A 16,811-nucleotide genomic window follows, 5' to 3' on the forward strand; every position below is an offset into this window, starting at 1 on the left:
TGGGACCCCACACGTTTGAACGGTGACATGACCCCGATTGATCGGATCCGTCGCTCAAGCAACCGAAAGAGCCACAGGTTCTGTCACGAATGCCCAATTGATATAGCGACTTCTCCTACATAAAAAACTTACAAGAAACGGAATGATCTTCGGGTATTCGACGTGTCGGAAGAAAGCCAGATTTCTCGCTGCATTCAATCGCGTTGGTGCTTTCACCCATTCACAGGTAAGTGTTTATGAAGAAGCTTTTTTTGATGGCCGCTTTAACAGCAACCATCGCTCCATTAGCCGTTCAAGCGGCAAGTGTCGACCTTAGCGTCAGCGGTACGGTCATTCCAACTTCCTGCATTCCTGCATTCGCCGGTGGCAGCAATATCGATCTGGGGCGGATCCATTCCGCGACGTTGAGCGCGACCACACAAAACAATCTGCCACCGCGTGACATCACTTTGAAAATCGCATGCGACGCACCCGCAGCGGTGGAGATTGCAGTCACGGATAATCGTGGCGCTACCAAAGTACCGGGCCTCACGTTCAATAACCGTCCCGGTGATCACCTTTACTATGGCCTCGGCAGCACGAACGGCATCGGCATTGGCGGCTTCGGCCTGCTGACCGGCCAGCCCCTGACCGATGGCAACCCGCAGACTTTTCTGGTGCGCTCTCCGGCCAATCCGGTGTGGCGAGTTCCGGTCAGCGGCCTGATGTCCAACGCCCCGGTTTCCTATTCCTGGGGGCCTGGTGCAGCAGCCGGCCCGGCCGCCGCGCGCCTGCATGTCTTTCCGATGAAAGTGGCTGCGGCTATTCGTCCGACTTCCGAACTGCCAGCCACCACCGACGAGTTCCCACTCGACGGTTCGGTGACGTTCGACGTGTTCTACCTCTGAGCCGACGCGGCATAACGTGCTGTTAATGGGCTGACGGTCAGACCGCTATCGACCGTTTCCTAGCGTGACATCGGGCATCGACAGGCATTGCGTTCGCCGTGCTGGTCGATGCCCTCTGGAGAATTTCATGTGTCCCCCTAAATCTTTGCTGGCGCTCGGTGCCGTTGCGGCCCTGTGCCTGTCATTCTTCAGTGCGCTGGCGATGGCGGCTGGCATGGTGCCGCAAACCCCCGTCGTGATAGTCGATGAGGCATTGGGCGAAGCGACCCTCAATGTCAAAAACTCCGACGAACAACCGGCATTGCTCTACAGCACGATCGAACACATCGCAGAGGATGACGAACCATTATTCCTGCTGACTCCGCCCGTGGCCCGGGTTGAGCCCGGACAGAGCCAGCAGGTCAGGTTCATCTTGCGCAGCACCAAACCTCTGGAAACCGAACGCCTGAAACGGGTGGTGTTCGAGGGGATAAAGCCCCGTCAAGGCGCCGACGGTGCTCGGCTCAGCCTGGGCGTGCGGCAAAACATTCCGGTGATCCTGCGTCCAGCCAACCTGGCAGTGGACCGCATGCCCTGGAAACATTTGCTCTGGAGCGTTGTTGGCGACCGCGTGCTGGTGAGCAACCCCAGTCCATATGTGGTGCGGCTCTCCAGATCGGTGAGCTTGATCCCCAGCGGCGCGATGCTCGATCTCGGGCGCACCTACATCCTGCCCGGCGAAGTACTGACGCTCGCCGCCGTGTCGACGTTGGGCACTCATGTGCGGATTTTCCCCGCGACGACTTATGGATTCGCGGTCGACAGCCATGATGCGCCGTTGAGCAGCCGATAATGAGTCGCCGCAAGCCTTGGTATGGCGACTCACGTTGCTGGGTCGGCAGTCTGGTTCTGGTGATTGATGCCACAGGAAAAGCCTGGGCCGAAACGCCGATCGAATTCGATCGAGAGGTGCTTGAGGCCCGGGGTATCGACCCGAAAGTCGCCGAGCATTTTCGCGATTCGCCCCGTTTTCAGGCCGGCCGTATGCGAGTCCTCCTGCAGGTCAACGGTTCGCCCGTCGGGCAGGTGCTGGCCACCTTCGATGACGAAGGCCAGTTATGCCTTGATGCGAAGCTGCTCGATCATGCCGGTATCGCTGCGCCGCCAGGTTTGCCCGACAGTGTCGACGACAAAGCGTGTTTACGGGCAACTGAGGGGATAGCCGCTGCGCAAGTGCGACTCTCTCCAGGCCAGCAACAAGTGGCGCTTTTGGTTCCCACTGATCTATTGCTCGCGCAGCCTCGGCAGCAGCGAAACTGGGCGTCAGGTGGCGTAGCTGGGGTATTGAACTATGACGCGCTAGTGGTTTCCAGCTCAGGCGCGGGCGCATCCAGGCAGTATCGCAACCTGGGAACGGAACTGGGATTCAATGCCGGAGACTGGGTCGTGCGCAGTCGCCAGAATTACACTGCGTTCGAGGGGGTGACGCGGTTCGAGATGTTGTACACCCAGGCATCGCGAACCTGGGAGCGTTATCAGGCCAATGTACAACTTGGTCAGCTCAATATGTATTCGTCGCTGTTTGCCGGTGAGCCGTTTGCCGGCATTCAGGTCCTGCCGGAAACTGCGTTCGCCTTGCGCAGTCAGGAGGGCCTCGGCGTCGGAACGGCAGTCGAAGGGATGGCTTACTCACCGTCGCGGATAGAAGTGCGCCAAAGTGGTGTCGTGATTTACACCACCCTGGTTCCTGCTGGGCCATTCACCTTGCGTGATCTACCTGTGCTCAGCCTTCAACTGGACCTTGAGGTCACAGTCATCGAAGAAAGCGGCGAACAGCGCCACTTCCGGGTGCCGGCAGCCAATGTGCGTCCGCTGAGCGGGATGACCCCACCGGGTTTCGCCATCGCTGCGGGCCAGGTGCGACGGTTCACCCATGACGAACGCGAAACGCCCTCGTTTTTTGCCGCCAGCAAGGATTGGCAGTGGGGCTCGGACTCGTTATTCACCGCCGGTTGGATGGGGAGCAATGCCTATCAGTCATTGGGCTGGGGGGTGCAACAAGCATTGACGCGCGGCTCGGTGGTGAGCATTCAGCACTTGAGTTCGCGGACAGCGTCAGCGGGGCAGGGCCAAAGCCTGCAGGCGACTTTCAGCACCTCGTTGGACTCCGGCTTGTCCGCCAGCTTGACCGCAGCTCAGCGCAATAACGGGTTTCGAACCTTGGCGGACACGGGGGCGGAATCTCTGATCGATGACCCTTATGGCCGGGCAGAACGTCAATGGGGTACTTCAGTTAATTACTCAGATCGGCGTTGGGGCGCGTTCAACGGTTCGATGACCCGCTATGCCATGACCGGTAGCCAGGATCGATCGCGGATCAGTGCTTCATGGTCTCGGGAATTCGGTGCTGCCAATCTGTCGCTGAATGTGCAACGCGAAAGTGGTGACGATGATCGCGGTACGGGCGTTTACGCCACCCTTGGCTTTCCCCTCGGGCGAAACCGTAGTCTGAGGGTATACGGTCGTCAGGACGGTCAGCAGGGGATGCGCACCGGCGCACGTTACAACGAACAAGTCAGCGAGACCTCGAGCTACAGCATCAATACCGAACGTGCCGATACCGGCCAGACAAATCTCGACGGGCGAATCAGTTTGCTGCCTCGTTACACCAGTGTCGACCTCGGCTATTCGCGCAGCAGTGTCGGCGCCCGCAGTTATGACTTCGCGTTGCGCGGCGGTATGGCTGTCCACGAAAGTGGACTCACGCCATCACCTTATGCGCTGCGCGATACGTTCGGTCTGCTGAAGATTGGCTCCGATGCCGGGATAAAAATCAGCACGCCTCAGGGGCCGGTCTGGACCGATGGCACTGGCAGGGCGGTAGCGGCCAGCCTGCCGGCGTACCAGAGCAGTCGTCTGGAAATAGACACCGTCAGTCTGCCGCGTAATGTCGAGGTGCTCAATGGTTTTCAGGAAATCGAAGCCGGACGCGGCGCGGTGCCTCGACTCGACTTTAAGCTGAGCAGCGCCCGCCGGCTGATGCTGCATGTGCGTACCGAGGCCGGGCAGTGGGTACCCAAGGGGGGATCGGTGTACGACAGCGATGGCGTATACCTGACCAGTGTGGTTGAGGCCGGTCTGGTGTACATCGCCGATGCCCCCGAGTGGCTTGGGCTGCAATTGACGTTGCCCGACGATCGTCGCTGCCTGCTTGAGTTCGATACGCGCCAGCTCCCCGAAACCACCGCGCCTTACCAGGCCGCCGAAGTGACCTGTCGGGCGGGTGATAGTTGATCCAGAGGACGTTCATGAAAGATTTTGTCAGGCTGTTGTTGCTGGCATTGTGGCCGGTCGCGCTACCGAGTTATGCGCAGACGGATTGCACGATACAGCTCAATCCCATGGCGCTGGATTACGGTTCGCATACCCGTGATAGCTTGCAGGCGTCGAATACGGGGGCGGCTCTGAGTTTTGGCATTCGGCGGATATATCTGAACGTGCAATGCAGCGAGCCGCAACCGATGGGGCTGCGGTTCGAGGCGCCGGCTGTCGACGCGCAGCACTATCGGTTCGGGCCGGGCATTATGCAGATGCGTCTGGTTGCTACACGACTCGATGGCCAGGCAGTCAACTGGCTAAGAGAATCCGATGGTGCGCACAACGCAGCGCTGTTGCGGCCAGGCGATCGCATCCGACCCAGGCTCGACGGTCAGCCTCTGGCTGGCCAGCATTGGCGCCTGGAACTGGACATCGAAACCCTCGTCCCCCCACAAGCGACACGCGTTCGCGACATAACCCCGTTCCAGGCATGGGGGCGATTTCTGCTGGACTGATTGTTCAGCCTTCAGCCTTCAGCCAGCAATTTGATCGCTGCCGCACCGACCTTGCGCACTGCTTCTTCGATCTGCGGAGTTGTTTTGGCAGCGTAGTTCATCCGCAGACAATTTCGGTATTTGCCCGAGGCGGAAAAGATACTGCCGACAGCAATCTGTACGCCTTGATCATGTAGCGCCCGATTGAGTTTCAGGGTATCGAAGCCCTCCGGCAGTTCGACCCACAGCATGAAGCTGCCTTGCGGACGGCTGGCTCGGGTGCCAGCGGGGAAGTAGCGGGTCACCCAGTCGATCATCGCGTCGCGATTGCGCTGGTATTGCGTGCGCATCTTCCGTAAATGCGGTTCGAAGTGACCGGCCTTGAGAAATTCGGCAATCGCAATTTGCGGTTGCGGCGCCGTGGAGCCGGTGCTGATGTATTTCATGTGCAGCACCCGTTCCAGATAACGGCCCGGCGCGACCCAACCAATGCGCAGGCCCGGTGCCAGGGTCTTGGAAAAAGAACTGCAGAGCAGGACGCGGCCGTCTTCGTCGAAGGACTTGATCGTGCGCGGACGCGGGTAGGTGTAGGCCAGTTCGCCATACACATCGTCCTCGATAATCGCCACGTCGAAACGCTGTGCGAGTGTCAACAGCGCACGTTTGCGCGTCTCCGGCATGATGTAGCCCAGCGGGTTGTTGCAGTTGGGGGTCAACTGTATGGCTTTGATCGGCCATTGCTCCAGCGCCAGTTCCAAAGCATCTAGGCTGATACCGGTGAGCGGGTCGGTGGGGATTTCCAGGGCTTTCATGCCCAAACCCTTGAGCGTCTGCATGGCGCCGTGAAAGCTCGGCGAATCTACGGCGACGATGTCACCCGGCTCGCAGATGGCGCGGATGCTGGTGGACAGTGCTTCGTGGCAACCGGTAGTGATCACCAGATCGTTGGCGCTCAACTGGCAACCGGAGTCGAGCATCAGGCGAGCGATCTGCTCGCGCAATTCGAGGGTGCCGTAGATGTTGTCGTAATACAGACCGGGCATGTCCTGCCGACGGCTGATTCGCGCCAGGTTGCGCAGCAGCGGTTTCATGGTCGGCGTGGTGATGTCCGGCATGCCGCGACCCAGTTGCACGACGTCCTTGCGCGGTACGGCGCGGATCAGTTCCAGCACTTGATCCCACTGTGAAATATCCACTGGTCGTTGGGCTGGCCGGCCAACCACTGGCAGTTCCGGCAGCTCGCGACTCACCGGTACGAAGTAGCCGGACTTGGGTTTGGGCATCGCCAGACCAACGTCTTCCAGCACTCGATAGGCTTGCTGCACCGTGCTCAGGCTGACCCCATGTTCGACACTCAGCGCCCGCACCGAGGGCAACCGGTCGCCGGGACGATAGAAGCCCTGTTCGATACGAGTGCCGAGCAATTCGGCGAGGTTAACGTAAAGGGTCATGGCGCAGTCTCGGTGTGGGTGATTCGGTTGACCAGCACAGATGGGGCAAAAATATGTGATTCAGAGGCTGAAACGGAAAATCTGTATGGAGTTAATACACCATCGTTGAATCTGTAATGCTTTTCGCCGTCCGCGCATCATGAAAGCTCTGGCTACCCAAGTAAACAGGAGCAATGAAAATGAACGGCTTGAGCGATGTGCGGCTGACGTTACACAGTCAGGAACTGGCGGCAGGGCAAAAAAACGGAGCACGTGAGGCGGTCATGCGCAACGCACCGTCCTGCCTGGGTCGCTGGGGCCTGTTCTGGCATCGTCTGCACACGCGCAAGGTGTTGCTGGAATTGACGCCGGAACAGCTCAGGGATGTCGGATTGAGTCAGGAGCAGGCGCGGGAGGAGGGGCTTAAACCCTTCTGGCGGATCTGAGTTTCAGGGCGCTCTTTCGGGCCTCATCGCGGGCACGCCCGCTCCCACAGGGATTGGCGGTGAACACAATTCTTGTGAACACCAGCGACCATTGTGGGAGCGGGCTTGCCCGCGATGAGGCCCGTAAGAACGCCGCTAACCGATCAGACCAACTCCTTCATCCGATGCCACAACATCCCCAACGCCAACAACGGCGAGCGCAAATGCTTACCACCGGGGAAGGTGATATGCGGCACCTTGGCAAACAGATCGAACCCTCCGCTCTGCTGACCACTGATAGCTTCAGCCAACAACTTGCCCGCCAGATGCGTGGCGTTCAACCCATGACCGGAATAAGCCTGGGCGTAATACACATTCGGCTGCTCCTTGAGCCGACCGATCTGCGGCAGGCGATTGGCGCCGATGCCGATCATCCCGCCCCATTGATAGTCGATTTTCACCCCGGCCAGTTGCGGGAACACCGCCAGCATCTTCGGCCGCATATACGCGGCGATGTCTTTCGGGTCGCGTCCTGAATAATGGCAGGCACCGCCGAACAGCAAGCGTCGGTCCGCGGAGAGTCGGTAGTAATCCAGCGCCACCCGTTGATCGCAGACCGCCATGTTTTGCGGCAGCAGCGCGTGGGCCAGTTCTTCGCTCAAGGGTTCGGTGGCGATGATGTAACTGCCAGCGGGCAGCACTTTGCCGCCGAGTTGCGGATTGAGATCGTTGAGGTAGGCGTTGCAACCCAGCACCAGCGTCTTCGCGCGAACCGTGCCCTGGGCGGTATGGACCTTGACCTCGGGGCCGTAATCGATGCGGGTCACCGCCGATTGTTCGAACAGCTTCACGCCCAATTGCCCGGCGGCGGCCGCTTCGCCGAGTGCCAGGTTCAAGGGGTGCAGATGCCCGGAGCCCATGTCGATCAAGCCGCCGACATAGCGGTCGGAACCCACCACGCTGTGCATTTCATTGGCCTGCAGCAGACGGGTTTCGTAACGGTAACCGAGGCTGTGCAGCTCGATCGCGTCTTCGGCGAAGCCTTCCAGGTCGTGGGCTTTGTTGGCGAGGTCGCAGTAACCCCAAGTCAGGTCGCAAGGGATCTGAAAACGCTCGATCCGCTGTCGGACGATTTCCACCGCTTCCAGCCCCATCAGTTTCATCTGGCGCACACCATCGACACCGATCACGTTGGCGAACTGATCGAGGCCATGGCCGACGCCACGAATCAATTGCCCGCCATTGCGTCCGCTGGCGCCCCAGCCGATCTTGTGCGCTTCCAGCAGCACCACGCTGAAGCCACGTTCGGCCAATTCAATCGCGGTGTTCAGCCCGGAGAACCCGCCGCCCACCACACACACGTCCGCAACCAGCTCACCTGTGAGCGCCGCAAGATCGGGTTGCGGCAAGCTGCTGGCGGCGTAATAAGAGGCGGTGTGCTGATGGCTCGGGGCTGGTTGCTGAACGGGGGCGTTCATGTGCGTCATCCTGAGTTCGTGTGTTTGAAAAAGTTGACGGAGCATAAGCCGCTGCTTCGGACACGGGCAACACCGGTCGGTTGGCGCTGTCTGGATCGGGGTTTTTGCGTCAGAATCCCGGTCTATTCCGCATTCGGTCACCGCTTCGATGAGTTGCAACAGCCAGAAAATTCGCACGCTGCGCCAGCAGATTCCCTCTTTCGAGTGCGTGCCCGGCTGCCATGACTGCTGTGGGCCGGTGACCACCTCGCCCGAAGAAATGTCCCGCCTGCCGCGCAAGACCCGGGCGGAGCAGGATGCGGCGATGGATGAGCTCAACTGCGTCCATCTGGGCCCCAACGGCTGCACGGTGTATGACGAACGACCGCTGATCTGTCGGCTGTTCGGTACCACCAAGACGTTGCCATGCCCCAACGGACGGCGACCGGTGGAGCTGATCCATCCGCGGGTCGAGCAGCAGATTCATGAGTACATGGCTTCTACCCGGCAGGTGTTGGTCTGACTGTTGCGTGAATTAGAGTCACCGAGTCGACCCCATCGCGGGCAAGCCCGCTCCCACAAGATCGGCGCAACACCTGTGGGAGCGGGCTTGCCCGCGATGGGGCCCGAACATGCACCACAAAGCCTCAATCCGGAATCGGCAGGCTCAAGCTCTCTTTCACTTCTTCCATCACGATATAGCTCTTGGATTCGCGCACATGCGGCAGCTTGAGCAGGATGTCGCCCAGCAGTTTGCGGTACGAGGCCATCTCTGAAATCCGTGCTTTCACCAGGTAATCGAAATCCCCTGACACCAAATGGCATTCCAGTACGTGGGGCAGTTTCAGCACCGCGCGTCGGAACTCTTCGAAAGTATCGCCGGATTTGTAGTCGAGGCTGATCTCGACGAACACCAGCAAGCTACCCTTGAGGTGCTGCGGATTCAGGCGGGCGTTGTAGCCCATGATGATCCCTTCGCGCTCCAGTCGCCGTACCCGTTCGGTGCAGGGCGTGGTGGAGAGGCCGACCTTTTCCCCCAGCTCGGTGAAGGAAATGCGCCCGTCCGCTTGCAGGATTCGCAGGATGTTGCGGTCGATCTTGTCCAGCTCACGTTTGGTCTGAGTGTTGGTCCGCATAGGGGATGCGCCTCCGTGAAAAGGGTTTTTGCCGAGAATTGTCGCCAAATATAGGCACTTATATAGTGAAAAGCACTGGCTAATCTTTTTTAAACTGCCCACATCTTCGGTCTGCACAATAAACGTCAGCGGTAAGCCGCGATGAGGGATATGAAAATGCGCGTTCTGGTCTTGGGTAGCGGCGTCATCGGTACCGCCAGTGCCTATTATCTGGCACGGGCCGGCTTTGAGGTGACGGTGGTTGACCGTCAGCCCGCGGCGGCCATGGAAACCAGTTTCGCCAACGCCGGGCAGGTTTCGCCGGGTTATGCCTCGCCGTGGGCCGCGCCGGGTGTGCCGCTCAAAGCCATCAAGTGGCTGTTGCAGCGTCACGCACCGTTGGCGATCAAGGCCACTGCCGACATCGACCAATACCTGTGGATGGCGCAGATGCTGCGCAACTGCACCGCCAGCCGTTACGCGGTGAACAAGGAGCGCATGGTGCGCCTGTCCGAGTACAGCCGCGACTGCCTCGACGAATTGCGCGCCGAAACCGGCATTGCCTACGAAGGCCGTAGCCTGGGGACTACCCAGCTGTTCCGCACCCAGGCGCAGCTTGATGGCGCCGCCAAAGACATCGCCGTGCTGAAAGAGTCCGGCGTGCCGTTCGAACTGCTCGACCGCGCCGGCATTGCCCGGGTCGAACCGGCCCTGGCCAGTGTCACCGACATCCTCGCCGGTGCCTTGCGCCTGCCGAACGACCAGACCGGCGACTGCCAGATCTTCACCACCCGCCTGGCTGAAATGGCCACGAAGCTGGGTGTGGAATTCCGTTTTGGCCAGGACATTCAGCGCCTCGACTTCGCCGGTGACCGCATCAACGGCGTGTGGATCGACGGCAAGCTGGAAACCGCCGACCGCTACGTGCTGGCGCTGGGCAGCTACTCGCCGCAATTGCTCAAGCCGTTGGGCATCCGGGCTCCGGTGTATCCGCTCAAGGGTTACTCGCTGACCGTGCCGATCATCAACCCGGCGATGGCCCCGACGTCGACCATTCTCGACGAGACCTACAAGGTCGCGATCACCCGTTTCGACAACCGCATCCGCGTCGGCGGCATGGCGGAAATAGCCGGTTTTGACCTGTCGTTGAACCCGCGTCGACGCGAAACCCTGGAGATGATCGTCAACGACCTTTATCCTCAGGGCGGCGATCTGCCCCAGGCGAGCTTCTGGACCGGCCTGCGTCCGACCACTCCGGATGGCACGCCGATTGTTGGCGCCACGCCGTTCAAAAACCTGTTTCTGAATACGGGCCACGGTACGCTCGGCTGGACCATGGCTTGTGGTTCCGGTCGTTTGCTGGCCGATCTGATGGCGAAGAAAACGCCGCAGATCAGCGCCGAAGGCCTCGATATTTCCCGTTATGGCAACAAACGTCAGGAGTCCGCAAAACATGTCAATCCAGCGCCAGCTCACCAATGAGCGCATGAGCCAGATCGTTGTCCACAACAGTACCGTGTATCTGGCAGGACAGGTCGGCGATGACATGAGCGCCGGGATTGAACAGCAGACCCGTGAAACCCTCGCCAACATCGAGCGTTTGCTGGATCTGGCCGGGACCGACAAGAACCGTCTGCTGTCGGTGACGATTTACCTGAAAGACATCGATGCGCACTTCGAAGGCATGAATTCGGTGTGGGACCAGTGGCTGCCAAAGGGCGTCGCCCCGGCCCGCGCTACCGTTGAATCGAAGCTGTGCGAACCGGAAATCCTGGTCGAGCTGTCGGTTGTTGCCGCGCTGCCATAACGCTCAGCCAGAAAGATCCCTCTCCCGGTGCTGTTGGCGGTTCACGCTGTCAGCCAGCGCCGGTTTTTTTTCAAATGACTGACTAGAAGTCTGCCGCCATGCGTCCAGCCCGTGCCCTGATCGACCTTCAAGCCCTGCGCCACAACTACCTGATCGCCCGTGAAGTCACGGGGGCCAAGGCCCTCGCGGTGATCAAGGCCGATGCCTATGGCCATGGCGCGGTACGTTGTGCCCAGGCACTGGAAGCCGAGGCGGACGGGTTTGCCGTGGCGTGCATTGAAGAGGCGTTGGAGCTGCGTGCCGCCGGCATTCGTGCGCCGGTGCTGTTGCTCGAAGGTTTTTTCGAAGCCGATGAACTGTCGCTGATCGTCGAGCATGACTTCTGGTGCGTGGTGCATTCGCTGTGGCAGCTCGAAGCCATCGAAAAAGCCGCGCTCAACAAACCGATCACGGTATGGCTCAAGCTCGACTCGGGCATGCATCGGGTTGGCTTGCACCCGGCGGATTACCAGGCGGCCTATCAACGGCTGCTGGCCAGCGGCAAAGTGGCGAAGATCGTGCTGATGAGTCACTTCGCCCGCGCCGATGAGCTACATTGCCAGACCAGCGCCGAGCAGGTCGCGGTATTCGAGGCGGCGCGTCAGGGGTTGTCGGCTGAAATCAGCCTGCGTAATTCGCCGGCGGTGCTCGGTTGGCCGCAGATTCCGAGCGATTGGGTGCGCCCGGGCATCATGCTTTACGGCGCAACGCCTTTCGAAGAGGCCAATGCCGTGGCGTCACGCCTGCAACCGGTGATGACCCTGGAATCGAAAGTGATTTGCGTGCGTGAACTGCCGGCCGGCGAGCCGATTGGTTACGGCGCGAAATTCGTCACCCCCAAGCCAATGCGCGTTGGCGTGGTGGCGATGGGGTATGCCGACGGCTATCCACGTCAGGCACCGACCGGTACGCCCGTGATGGTCGCCGGGCAGCGCAGCCAGTTGATTGGCCGCGTGTCGATGGACATGCTCTGTGTCGACCTGACCGATGTGCCGCAAGCCGGCCTCGGTTCGCCCGTCGAGTTGTGGGGTAAAAATATCCTCGCCAGTGACGTTGCTACGGCCGCGGGCACGATTCCTTACCAGATCTTCTGCAACCTGCGTCGGGTGCCGCTGCTCTATTCCGGGGCCTGACGAATAACGCTCCCGACCGAAAGTCGCTTCGCTAAACAGGATTCAGGCCCAAGTGTTGTAAATACTGAACGCTGTCGCCATGATAACGCTCAATATTCCTGCAACCTGAATCCCTGGAGGCTCCAGCATTGGACGTCGGTGAACGACTGCAATCGATCCGTAAGCTCAAAGGTCTTTCCCAGCGTGAGCTCGCCAAACGCGCGGGTGTTACCAACAGCACCATTTCGATGATCGAGAAGAACAGCGTCAGCCCCTCGATCAGTTCGCTGAGGAAGGTACTGGGCGGGATTCCCATGTCCATGGTCGAGTTCTTTTCCGAAGAAATCCTGCAGGAAAAACCGACTCAGATCGTCTACAAGGCCCACGAGCTGATCGATATTTCCGATGGGGCAGTGACCATGAAACTGGTCGGTCGGGCTCACCCGAGCCGGGCTATCGCGTTCCTCAACGAAATCTACCCGCCTGGCGCCGACACCGGTGACGAGATGCTCACCCATGAGGGCGAGGAAACCGGGATTCTGGTGGAAGGTCGGCTGGAGCTGGTGGTGGGGCTCGAAACATTTGTGCTCGAGGCCGGCGATAGCTACTACTTTGAAAGTACCAAGCCGCACCGCTTCCGTAATCCGTTCGATGCTCCGGCGCGACTAATCAGCGCAGCTACCCCAGCGAATTTCTAAGAGAAGAGGCGTCCTGCCCGGATTGTGGAGACGCCCATGCTGTATTCCCATTCCACGACAAGACCCCTTCGACTTTGGGGTTGTTTCAGTGTGACGGGCTTACCGCTATACTTGCGCCCGCCTGCGAACCGTGGCCGTGGGCGTGACTAGCCACCATTGAGGGTGAACGCGTGAATCTAATTATGAAAATGCTGGCTGTACCAGCAACCGTATTGGCCCTTTGGGCAGTCAGCGCACAAGCAGCGACCAACGACGATATTGCTAAACGTCTTGAACCCGTCGGCCAGGTTTGTGTGCAGGGCAAAGAATGCAAGGGGATGGAAGTCGCTGCATCTGCTGGTGGCGGTGGTGGTGCCAAGACCCCTGACGAAGTGATTGCGAAACATTGCAACGCTTGCCACGGTACCGGCCTGTTGGGCGCACCGAAAATCGGTGATGCCGCAGCTTGGGGCGAGCGCGCCAAGAAAGAAGGCGGTGTTGATGGCTTGCTGGCGAAAGCAATCTCTGGCCTCAATGCTATGCCGCCAAAAGGCACCTGCGCCGATTGCGCCGACGCCGAGCTCAAGGGCGCCATCCAGAAGATGTCTGGCCTGAAGTAAGCCCGGTCTTCAACGAAAAGCCGCTTACGAGCGGCTTTTTTGTGCCTGCGATTTACCCCTGAGGCTATGCTTTGCAGCAAAGACCCGGCAAGCTCGGTCCAACCCCAATTCATGGAACGGGCGGGAGGATCAGATGGTGCAGTTATGTTCTATCGAGCAGGCAGTCGATGACGTTCTGGCGCGGTTGCCGGCGCATATCCACATGGGATTGCCGCTGGGGCTGGGCAAACCCAATCATTTCGTCAACGCGCTGTATCAACGGATCGCGCAACTGCCCGAGCGGCAACTGACGATTTACACCGCCCTGTGTCTCGGCCGCCCGCCATTGGGCGATGGCTTGCAAAAGCGCTTCCTCGAACCCTTTATCGAGCGGGTGTTCGGCGATTATCCGGAGCTGGATTTCCTCGCCGACCTGCATCGCGACAGCCTGCCGGCCAACATCCACATTCATCAATTTTTCATGCAACCAGGCAGCCTGCTTAACAGCGCATCGGCCCAGCAGGATTACGTCAGCAGCAATTACAGCCACGCCGCCCGGGACATCAATGCCGCCGGCTTGAACCTGGTCGCGCAACTGGTCGCCAGCCACAGCGAACATCCCGATCGCCTGAGCCTGAGCTGCAACCCGGACATCACCCTCGACTTGTTGCCGATGATCGCCAAACGCCGGGCGGCGGGGGAAACGATCCTGCTGGTGGGCCAGGTGCACAACGATTTGCCGTACATGCCCGGCGATGCGGAAATCGCCATCGACAGCTTCGACCTGCTGATCGACGCGAAGGACAGCACCACGCTGTTTTCCACGCCGAACATGCCGGTGGGTTTCCAGGATCATTTCATCGGACTGCACGCCAGCATGCTGGTGCGCGACGGCGGCACTTTGCAGATTGGCATCGGTGCCATGGGCGATGCCCTGACGGCAGCGTTGCTGGCGCGGCAGGCTGACAGTGATGGTTACAAGGCATTGCTGGCGGATCTGAATCTCAGTCAATGGGCGCAGCTGATTGAGTGCGAAGGGGGCATCGAACCGTTCGCCAAGGGCCTTTACGGTTGCAGTGAAATGTTCGTCAACGGCTTGCTGGTATTAGCGGACGCCGGGATCGTGCGGCGCAAGGTCTACCCGGACGTGCCGACCCAGCAGCGGGCGAATGCCGGCACGCTGGATGAGGCCGCACAAACCGACGGGATCTGCGTGCATGGCGGATTTTTCCTCGGGCCGCGCAGTTTCTATGAACGCCTGCGGGAGATGCCCCAAGGCAAACGGCTCGAATTCAACATGACCCGCATCAGCTACATCAACGAGCTCTACGGTCAGGAGGAACTCAAACGCTTGCAGCGCCTTGATGCGCGCTTCATCAATACCGTCTTCACCATGACCTTGATGGGCGCGGGGGTGGCCGATCAGTTAGAGGATGGACGGGTACTCAGCGGTGTCGGCGGGCAGTACAACTTCGTCGTCCAGGGGCATGCTCTGGAAGGCGCGCGTTCGATCCTGCTGCTGCGCAGTTGGCGCGAGTCGGGCGGTGAAGTCAGTTCGAATATCGTCTGGGAATACGGTCATTGCACGATCCCGCGGCATCTGCGGGATATCGTCGTCACCGAGTACGGCATCGCCGATTTGCGCGGCAAGACCGACGCGGCAGTGATCGAGGCGTTGCTGAACATCAGCGACTCACGCTTCCAGCCGGGGCTGATCGAGCAGGCGCAGAGCGTTGGCAAATTGCCCAAGCATTTCCGCCTCGATCCGCGTTTCGCCGACAACAGGCCACAGCGGTTGCAGGCCATTCAGGGTCGGCATTTGAATTTGTTTCCGGAATATCCGCTGGGCTGTGATTTCACCGCTGAAGAGCGGGATTTATTGCGGGCGCTGAACTGGTTGAAGAGCAAGTTCAAGCTCACGGAGATTCTGGAGTTGGGCAAGGCTGCGCTGGATGCGCCAGCGGCTTCGGAATTCCCGGTGCATCTGGAAAGGATGCAGCTGACCCATCCCGAGGGGTTGAGAGAGGACCTGTTTCAGCGGTTGTTGCTCACCGGCCTCAAAGCCACCGCGCAGCAGTGAGGACGTCTTCGCAGGCAAGTCTCGCCCCTATAGGTTAGTGTTGATCTTAAGAACGACGATAACCTGTAGGAGCGAGGCTTGCCCGCGAAGAACGATGACACGGCCCATCAGAAAAACAGCAGCATATTCATCGCGAGCAGGCTCACTCCCACGCGGATCTTCAGAGAGCACAAATTCTGTGTTCGGCGAACATCCAATGCGGGAGCGGGCTTGCCCACAATAGCGATGTATTCAGCAACCAGGGGGCAGCATGCGCAGGCGTTATTGCAGTAGAGGTATAGAACAGGTGTCTTGAGCGTTCTCTGGTTGCGACTGAATTAACTAGTGTATTGGATTTACGCTCACGGATGGACTAAGGAAGTCTATGTGATAGCCGGAAGACCCATCACCAATAGCTAAGTGAACCCCGCTGATGCCTTCATTCATTTGTGAATTGATTTTGTAATCGATATTTGATGCGATAGCCTCGTTTACCCCGATGGCGAATTCTGTCAACTTCAGTCCACGAGAGCCAGCCGCAAGATCCAGAAGCTTTATGTGCTCCTCTTTATTTGTTTTTAGTGAAGTGATGGTGTTGTCTTTGATTGATAGCAGAGCACCTTCTTCCGAAATTCGATCACTCAACCATTTAAGTGAGGTTTTCAAACCTTCTGGTAATATCGGATTGGGTTTTCTAAGTACTGTCAGTATTCCCGCGATTTTTAATGTGCCGGTAAAAGAAAACGGACAGGGCTCTTGTGGGTTCATGTGTGCGTAATGAACTTCAAAAAACTCTGCTACGGACTGAACAAAATCGTGAGATACGTCTTCGGCAAGTAGTGCGTAAGGCTGTGCGTGCGGAAAAACTGAGACCTGCGCATCGGCGTCGTTACCGGACAGGAAAAATAACTCATTTGAATTGAGCATGTTTAACACGGATCTCTGTGTACATAAGGCGTGCTCAAAATTGCAGCTCAGCAAAAGCTTCAGACTATATAGTGCAGTCGCTACGGTGGGCTCGAATACTTGAGTCGCGCAGAAAACGCTTTTTTTGCTTTTTGTGTTTTTTGCTAGTTCAAACGTCATTTTTGCAGCGTCATTGCTAAAAGAAAAAACAATACTGTTTTTTGGTAATGTCTTTAGATCAGAAATATTGGCCGTATTGAACCCTAGGAGCGAACATTCTCTGAGGAAGTCCTTTGAGTCTGCAATAATTGATAACTCTTCATGGCCGAAGAGTGTCGATATCATGTTTGCTGGTGACATAAAACCCTCCTGATTTTTTCCAATGCGCGGCAAGAACGCTAGCCGCGCATTGGTATCATTTACTCTTCAGTGTGAGCCCAAGCTAACGGTGCCCACCCAAAGTTATCCGGGCCAGAAGTGATCCGGTTAAGCTTTTCTTTGACGGCT

16 protein-coding genes are annotated in these 16,811 nt (G+C 58.7%); 12 read left to right on the forward strand and 4 right to left on the reverse strand.

Annotation, left to right across the window (positions count from 1 at the left end; translation table 11 throughout):
• Nucleotides 1-236: 236 nt before the first annotated feature.
• From ACZ3HH_RS27180 to ACZ3HH_RS27195, 4 genes are all read left to right on the forward strand, one after another.
• Nucleotides 237-887, forward strand: a complete 651-nt coding sequence (locus ACZ3HH_RS27180; protein ID WP_465809312.1) for a DUF1120 domain-containing protein — start codon at nucleotides 237-239, stop codon at nucleotides 885-887.
• Between the two features lie 127 nt (nucleotides 888-1,014).
• Entirely contained in the window at nucleotides 1,015-1,719 is a 705-nt protein-coding gene (locus ACZ3HH_RS27185; protein WP_465809315.1) for a fimbria/pilus chaperone family protein, read from the forward strand.
• Nucleotides 1,719-4,160: a fimbria/pilus outer membrane usher protein gene (locus ACZ3HH_RS27190; protein WP_465809317.1), complete on the forward strand. Its 2,442-nt coding sequence runs from the start codon at nucleotides 1,719-1,721 to the stop codon at nucleotides 4,158-4,160. The genes ACZ3HH_RS27185 and ACZ3HH_RS27190 overlap by 1 nt, the downstream gene beginning before the upstream one ends.
• 14 nt (nucleotides 4,161-4,174) lie before the next feature.
• Nucleotides 4,175-4,699 (forward strand): DUF1120 domain-containing protein, encoded by a 525-nt coding sequence (locus tag ACZ3HH_RS27195; RefSeq protein ID WP_465809319.1) that lies wholly within the window; start codon nucleotides 4,175-4,177, stop codon nucleotides 4,697-4,699.
• Nucleotides 4,700-4,710: 11 nt separating this feature from the next.
• On the opposite strand, the gene ACZ3HH_RS27200 is transcribed toward ACZ3HH_RS27195, so the two are convergent.
• The gene (locus ACZ3HH_RS27200) at nucleotides 4,711-6,129 is read right to left on the reverse strand and encodes an aminotransferase-like domain-containing protein (protein ID WP_465809321.1); all 1,419 of its coding nucleotides are present in this window, start codon (nucleotides 6,127-6,129) and stop codon (nucleotides 4,711-4,713) included.
• 179 nt (nucleotides 6,130-6,308) lie between these two features.
• On the opposite strand from ACZ3HH_RS27200, the gene ACZ3HH_RS27205 reads away from it, so the two are divergent.
• Complete coding sequence (locus ACZ3HH_RS27205; protein ID WP_123357428.1) at nucleotides 6,309-6,554, forward strand: DUF1127 domain-containing protein; 246 nt, start codon at nucleotides 6,309-6,311, stop codon at nucleotides 6,552-6,554.
• A 143-nt stretch (nucleotides 6,555-6,697) separates the two neighbouring features.
• Here ACZ3HH_RS27205 and ACZ3HH_RS27210 read toward each other — a convergent pair whose 3' ends face one another.
• Nucleotides 6,698-8,011 (reverse strand): NAD(P)/FAD-dependent oxidoreductase, encoded by a 1,314-nt coding sequence (locus ACZ3HH_RS27210; RefSeq protein ID WP_465809323.1) that lies wholly within the window; start codon nucleotides 8,009-8,011, stop codon nucleotides 6,698-6,700.
• 148 nt (nucleotides 8,012-8,159) lie between these two features.
• Between ACZ3HH_RS27210 and ACZ3HH_RS27215 the strand changes: the two genes are divergently transcribed.
• Nucleotides 8,160-8,513, forward strand: coding sequence for a YkgJ family cysteine cluster protein (locus ACZ3HH_RS27215; protein WP_465809325.1), 354 nt, complete (start codon nucleotides 8,160-8,162; stop codon nucleotides 8,511-8,513).
• Between the two features lie 124 nt (nucleotides 8,514-8,637).
• Here ACZ3HH_RS27215 and ACZ3HH_RS27220 read toward each other — a convergent pair whose 3' ends face one another.
• Complete coding sequence (locus ACZ3HH_RS27220; protein ID WP_003177284.1) at nucleotides 8,638-9,126, reverse strand: Lrp/AsnC ligand binding domain-containing protein; 489 nt, start codon at nucleotides 9,124-9,126, stop codon at nucleotides 8,638-8,640.
• Between the two features lie 156 nt (nucleotides 9,127-9,282).
• Here ACZ3HH_RS27220 and dadA point away from each other — a divergent pair, with 156 nt between their 5' ends.
• The 6 genes from dadA (at nucleotide 9,283) to ACZ3HH_RS27250 (ending at nucleotide 15,419) form a co-directional block, all read left to right on the forward strand.
• Nucleotides 9,283-10,587 (forward strand): D-amino acid dehydrogenase, encoded by a 1,305-nt coding sequence (gene dadA, locus ACZ3HH_RS27225; protein ID WP_465809328.1) that lies wholly within the window; start codon nucleotides 9,283-9,285, stop codon nucleotides 10,585-10,587.
• The gene (locus tag ACZ3HH_RS27230; protein ID WP_038980768.1) at nucleotides 10,559-10,912 is read left to right on the forward strand and encodes a RidA family protein; all 354 of its coding nucleotides are present in this window, start codon (nucleotides 10,559-10,561) and stop codon (nucleotides 10,910-10,912) included. Before dadA ends, ACZ3HH_RS27230 begins: the two co-directional genes overlap by 29 nt.
• Nucleotides 10,913-11,010: 98 nt before the next feature.
• Entirely contained in the window at nucleotides 11,011-12,084 is a 1,074-nt protein-coding gene (gene alr / locus ACZ3HH_RS27235) for an alanine racemase (protein WP_465809330.1), read from the forward strand.
• 128 nt (nucleotides 12,085-12,212) lie between these two features.
• On the forward strand, nucleotides 12,213-12,761 hold the full coding sequence (locus ACZ3HH_RS27240; protein WP_007894746.1) for a cupin domain-containing protein: 549 nt from the start codon (nucleotides 12,213-12,215) through the stop codon (nucleotides 12,759-12,761).
• 182 nt (nucleotides 12,762-12,943) lie between these two features.
• Entirely contained in the window at nucleotides 12,944-13,360 is a 417-nt protein-coding gene (locus tag ACZ3HH_RS27245) for a c-type cytochrome (RefSeq protein WP_033053381.1), read from the forward strand.
• Nucleotides 13,361-13,493: 133 nt separating this feature from the next.
• Nucleotides 13,494-15,419 carry an acetyl-CoA hydrolase/transferase C-terminal domain-containing protein gene (locus ACZ3HH_RS27250; RefSeq protein WP_465809334.1) on the forward strand — a complete coding sequence of 642 codons (1,926 nt, stop codon included), beginning with the start codon at nucleotides 13,494-13,496 and terminating at the stop codon, nucleotides 15,417-15,419.
• Nucleotides 15,420-15,740: 321 nt separating this feature from the next.
• Here the strand turns inward: ACZ3HH_RS27250 and ACZ3HH_RS27255 are convergent, their stop codons facing one another.
• Nucleotides 15,741-16,664: a hypothetical protein gene (locus ACZ3HH_RS27255; protein ID WP_465809336.1), complete on the reverse strand. Its 924-nt coding sequence runs from the start codon at nucleotides 16,662-16,664 to the stop codon at nucleotides 15,741-15,743.
• Nucleotides 16,665-16,811: the final 147 nt, after the last annotated feature.

This window comes from Pseudomonas sp. PME37.24/025 (assembly GCF_055556615.1).

Coding starts and splice junctions, on each gene's coding strand:
- ACZ3HH_RS27180 (WP_465809312.1), top strand. CDS start 237: ATGAAGAAGCTTTTTTTGATGGCCGCTTTAACAGCAACCATCGCTCCA.
- ACZ3HH_RS27185 (WP_465809315.1), top strand. CDS start 1,015: ATGTGTCCCCCTAAATCTTTGCTGGCGCTCGGTGCCGTTGCGGCCCTG.
- ACZ3HH_RS27190 (WP_465809317.1), top strand. CDS start 1,719: ATGAGTCGCCGCAAGCCTTGGTATGGCGACTCACGTTGCTGGGTCGGC.
- ACZ3HH_RS27195 (WP_465809319.1), top strand. CDS start 4,175: ATGAAAGATTTTGTCAGGCTGTTGTTGCTGGCATTGTGGCCGGTCGCG.
- ACZ3HH_RS27200 (WP_465809321.1), bottom strand. CDS start 6,129: ATGACCCTTTACGTTAACCTCGCCGAATTGCTCGGCACTCGTATCGAA.
- ACZ3HH_RS27205 (WP_123357428.1), top strand. CDS start 6,309: ATGAACGGCTTGAGCGATGTGCGGCTGACGTTACACAGTCAGGAACTG.
- ACZ3HH_RS27210 (WP_465809323.1), bottom strand. CDS start 8,011: ATGAACGCCCCCGTTCAGCAACCAGCCCCGAGCCATCAGCACACCGCC.
- ACZ3HH_RS27215 (WP_465809325.1), top strand. CDS start 8,160: ATGAGTTGCAACAGCCAGAAAATTCGCACGCTGCGCCAGCAGATTCCC.
- ACZ3HH_RS27220 (WP_003177284.1), bottom strand. CDS start 9,126: ATGCGGACCAACACTCAGACCAAACGTGAGCTGGACAAGATCGACCGC.
- dadA (WP_465809328.1), top strand. CDS start 9,283: ATGCGCGTTCTGGTCTTGGGTAGCGGCGTCATCGGTACCGCCAGTGCC.
- ACZ3HH_RS27230 (WP_038980768.1), top strand. CDS start 10,559: ATGTCAATCCAGCGCCAGCTCACCAATGAGCGCATGAGCCAGATCGTT.
- alr (WP_465809330.1), top strand. CDS start 11,011: ATGCGTCCAGCCCGTGCCCTGATCGACCTTCAAGCCCTGCGCCACAAC.
- ACZ3HH_RS27245 (WP_033053381.1), top strand. CDS start 12,944: ATGAAAATGCTGGCTGTACCAGCAACCGTATTGGCCCTTTGGGCAGTC.
- ACZ3HH_RS27250 (WP_465809334.1), top strand. CDS start 13,494: ATGGTGCAGTTATGTTCTATCGAGCAGGCAGTCGATGACGTTCTGGCG.
- ACZ3HH_RS27255 (WP_465809336.1), bottom strand. CDS start 16,664: ATGTCACCAGCAAACATGATATCGACACTCTTCGGCCATGAAGAGTTA.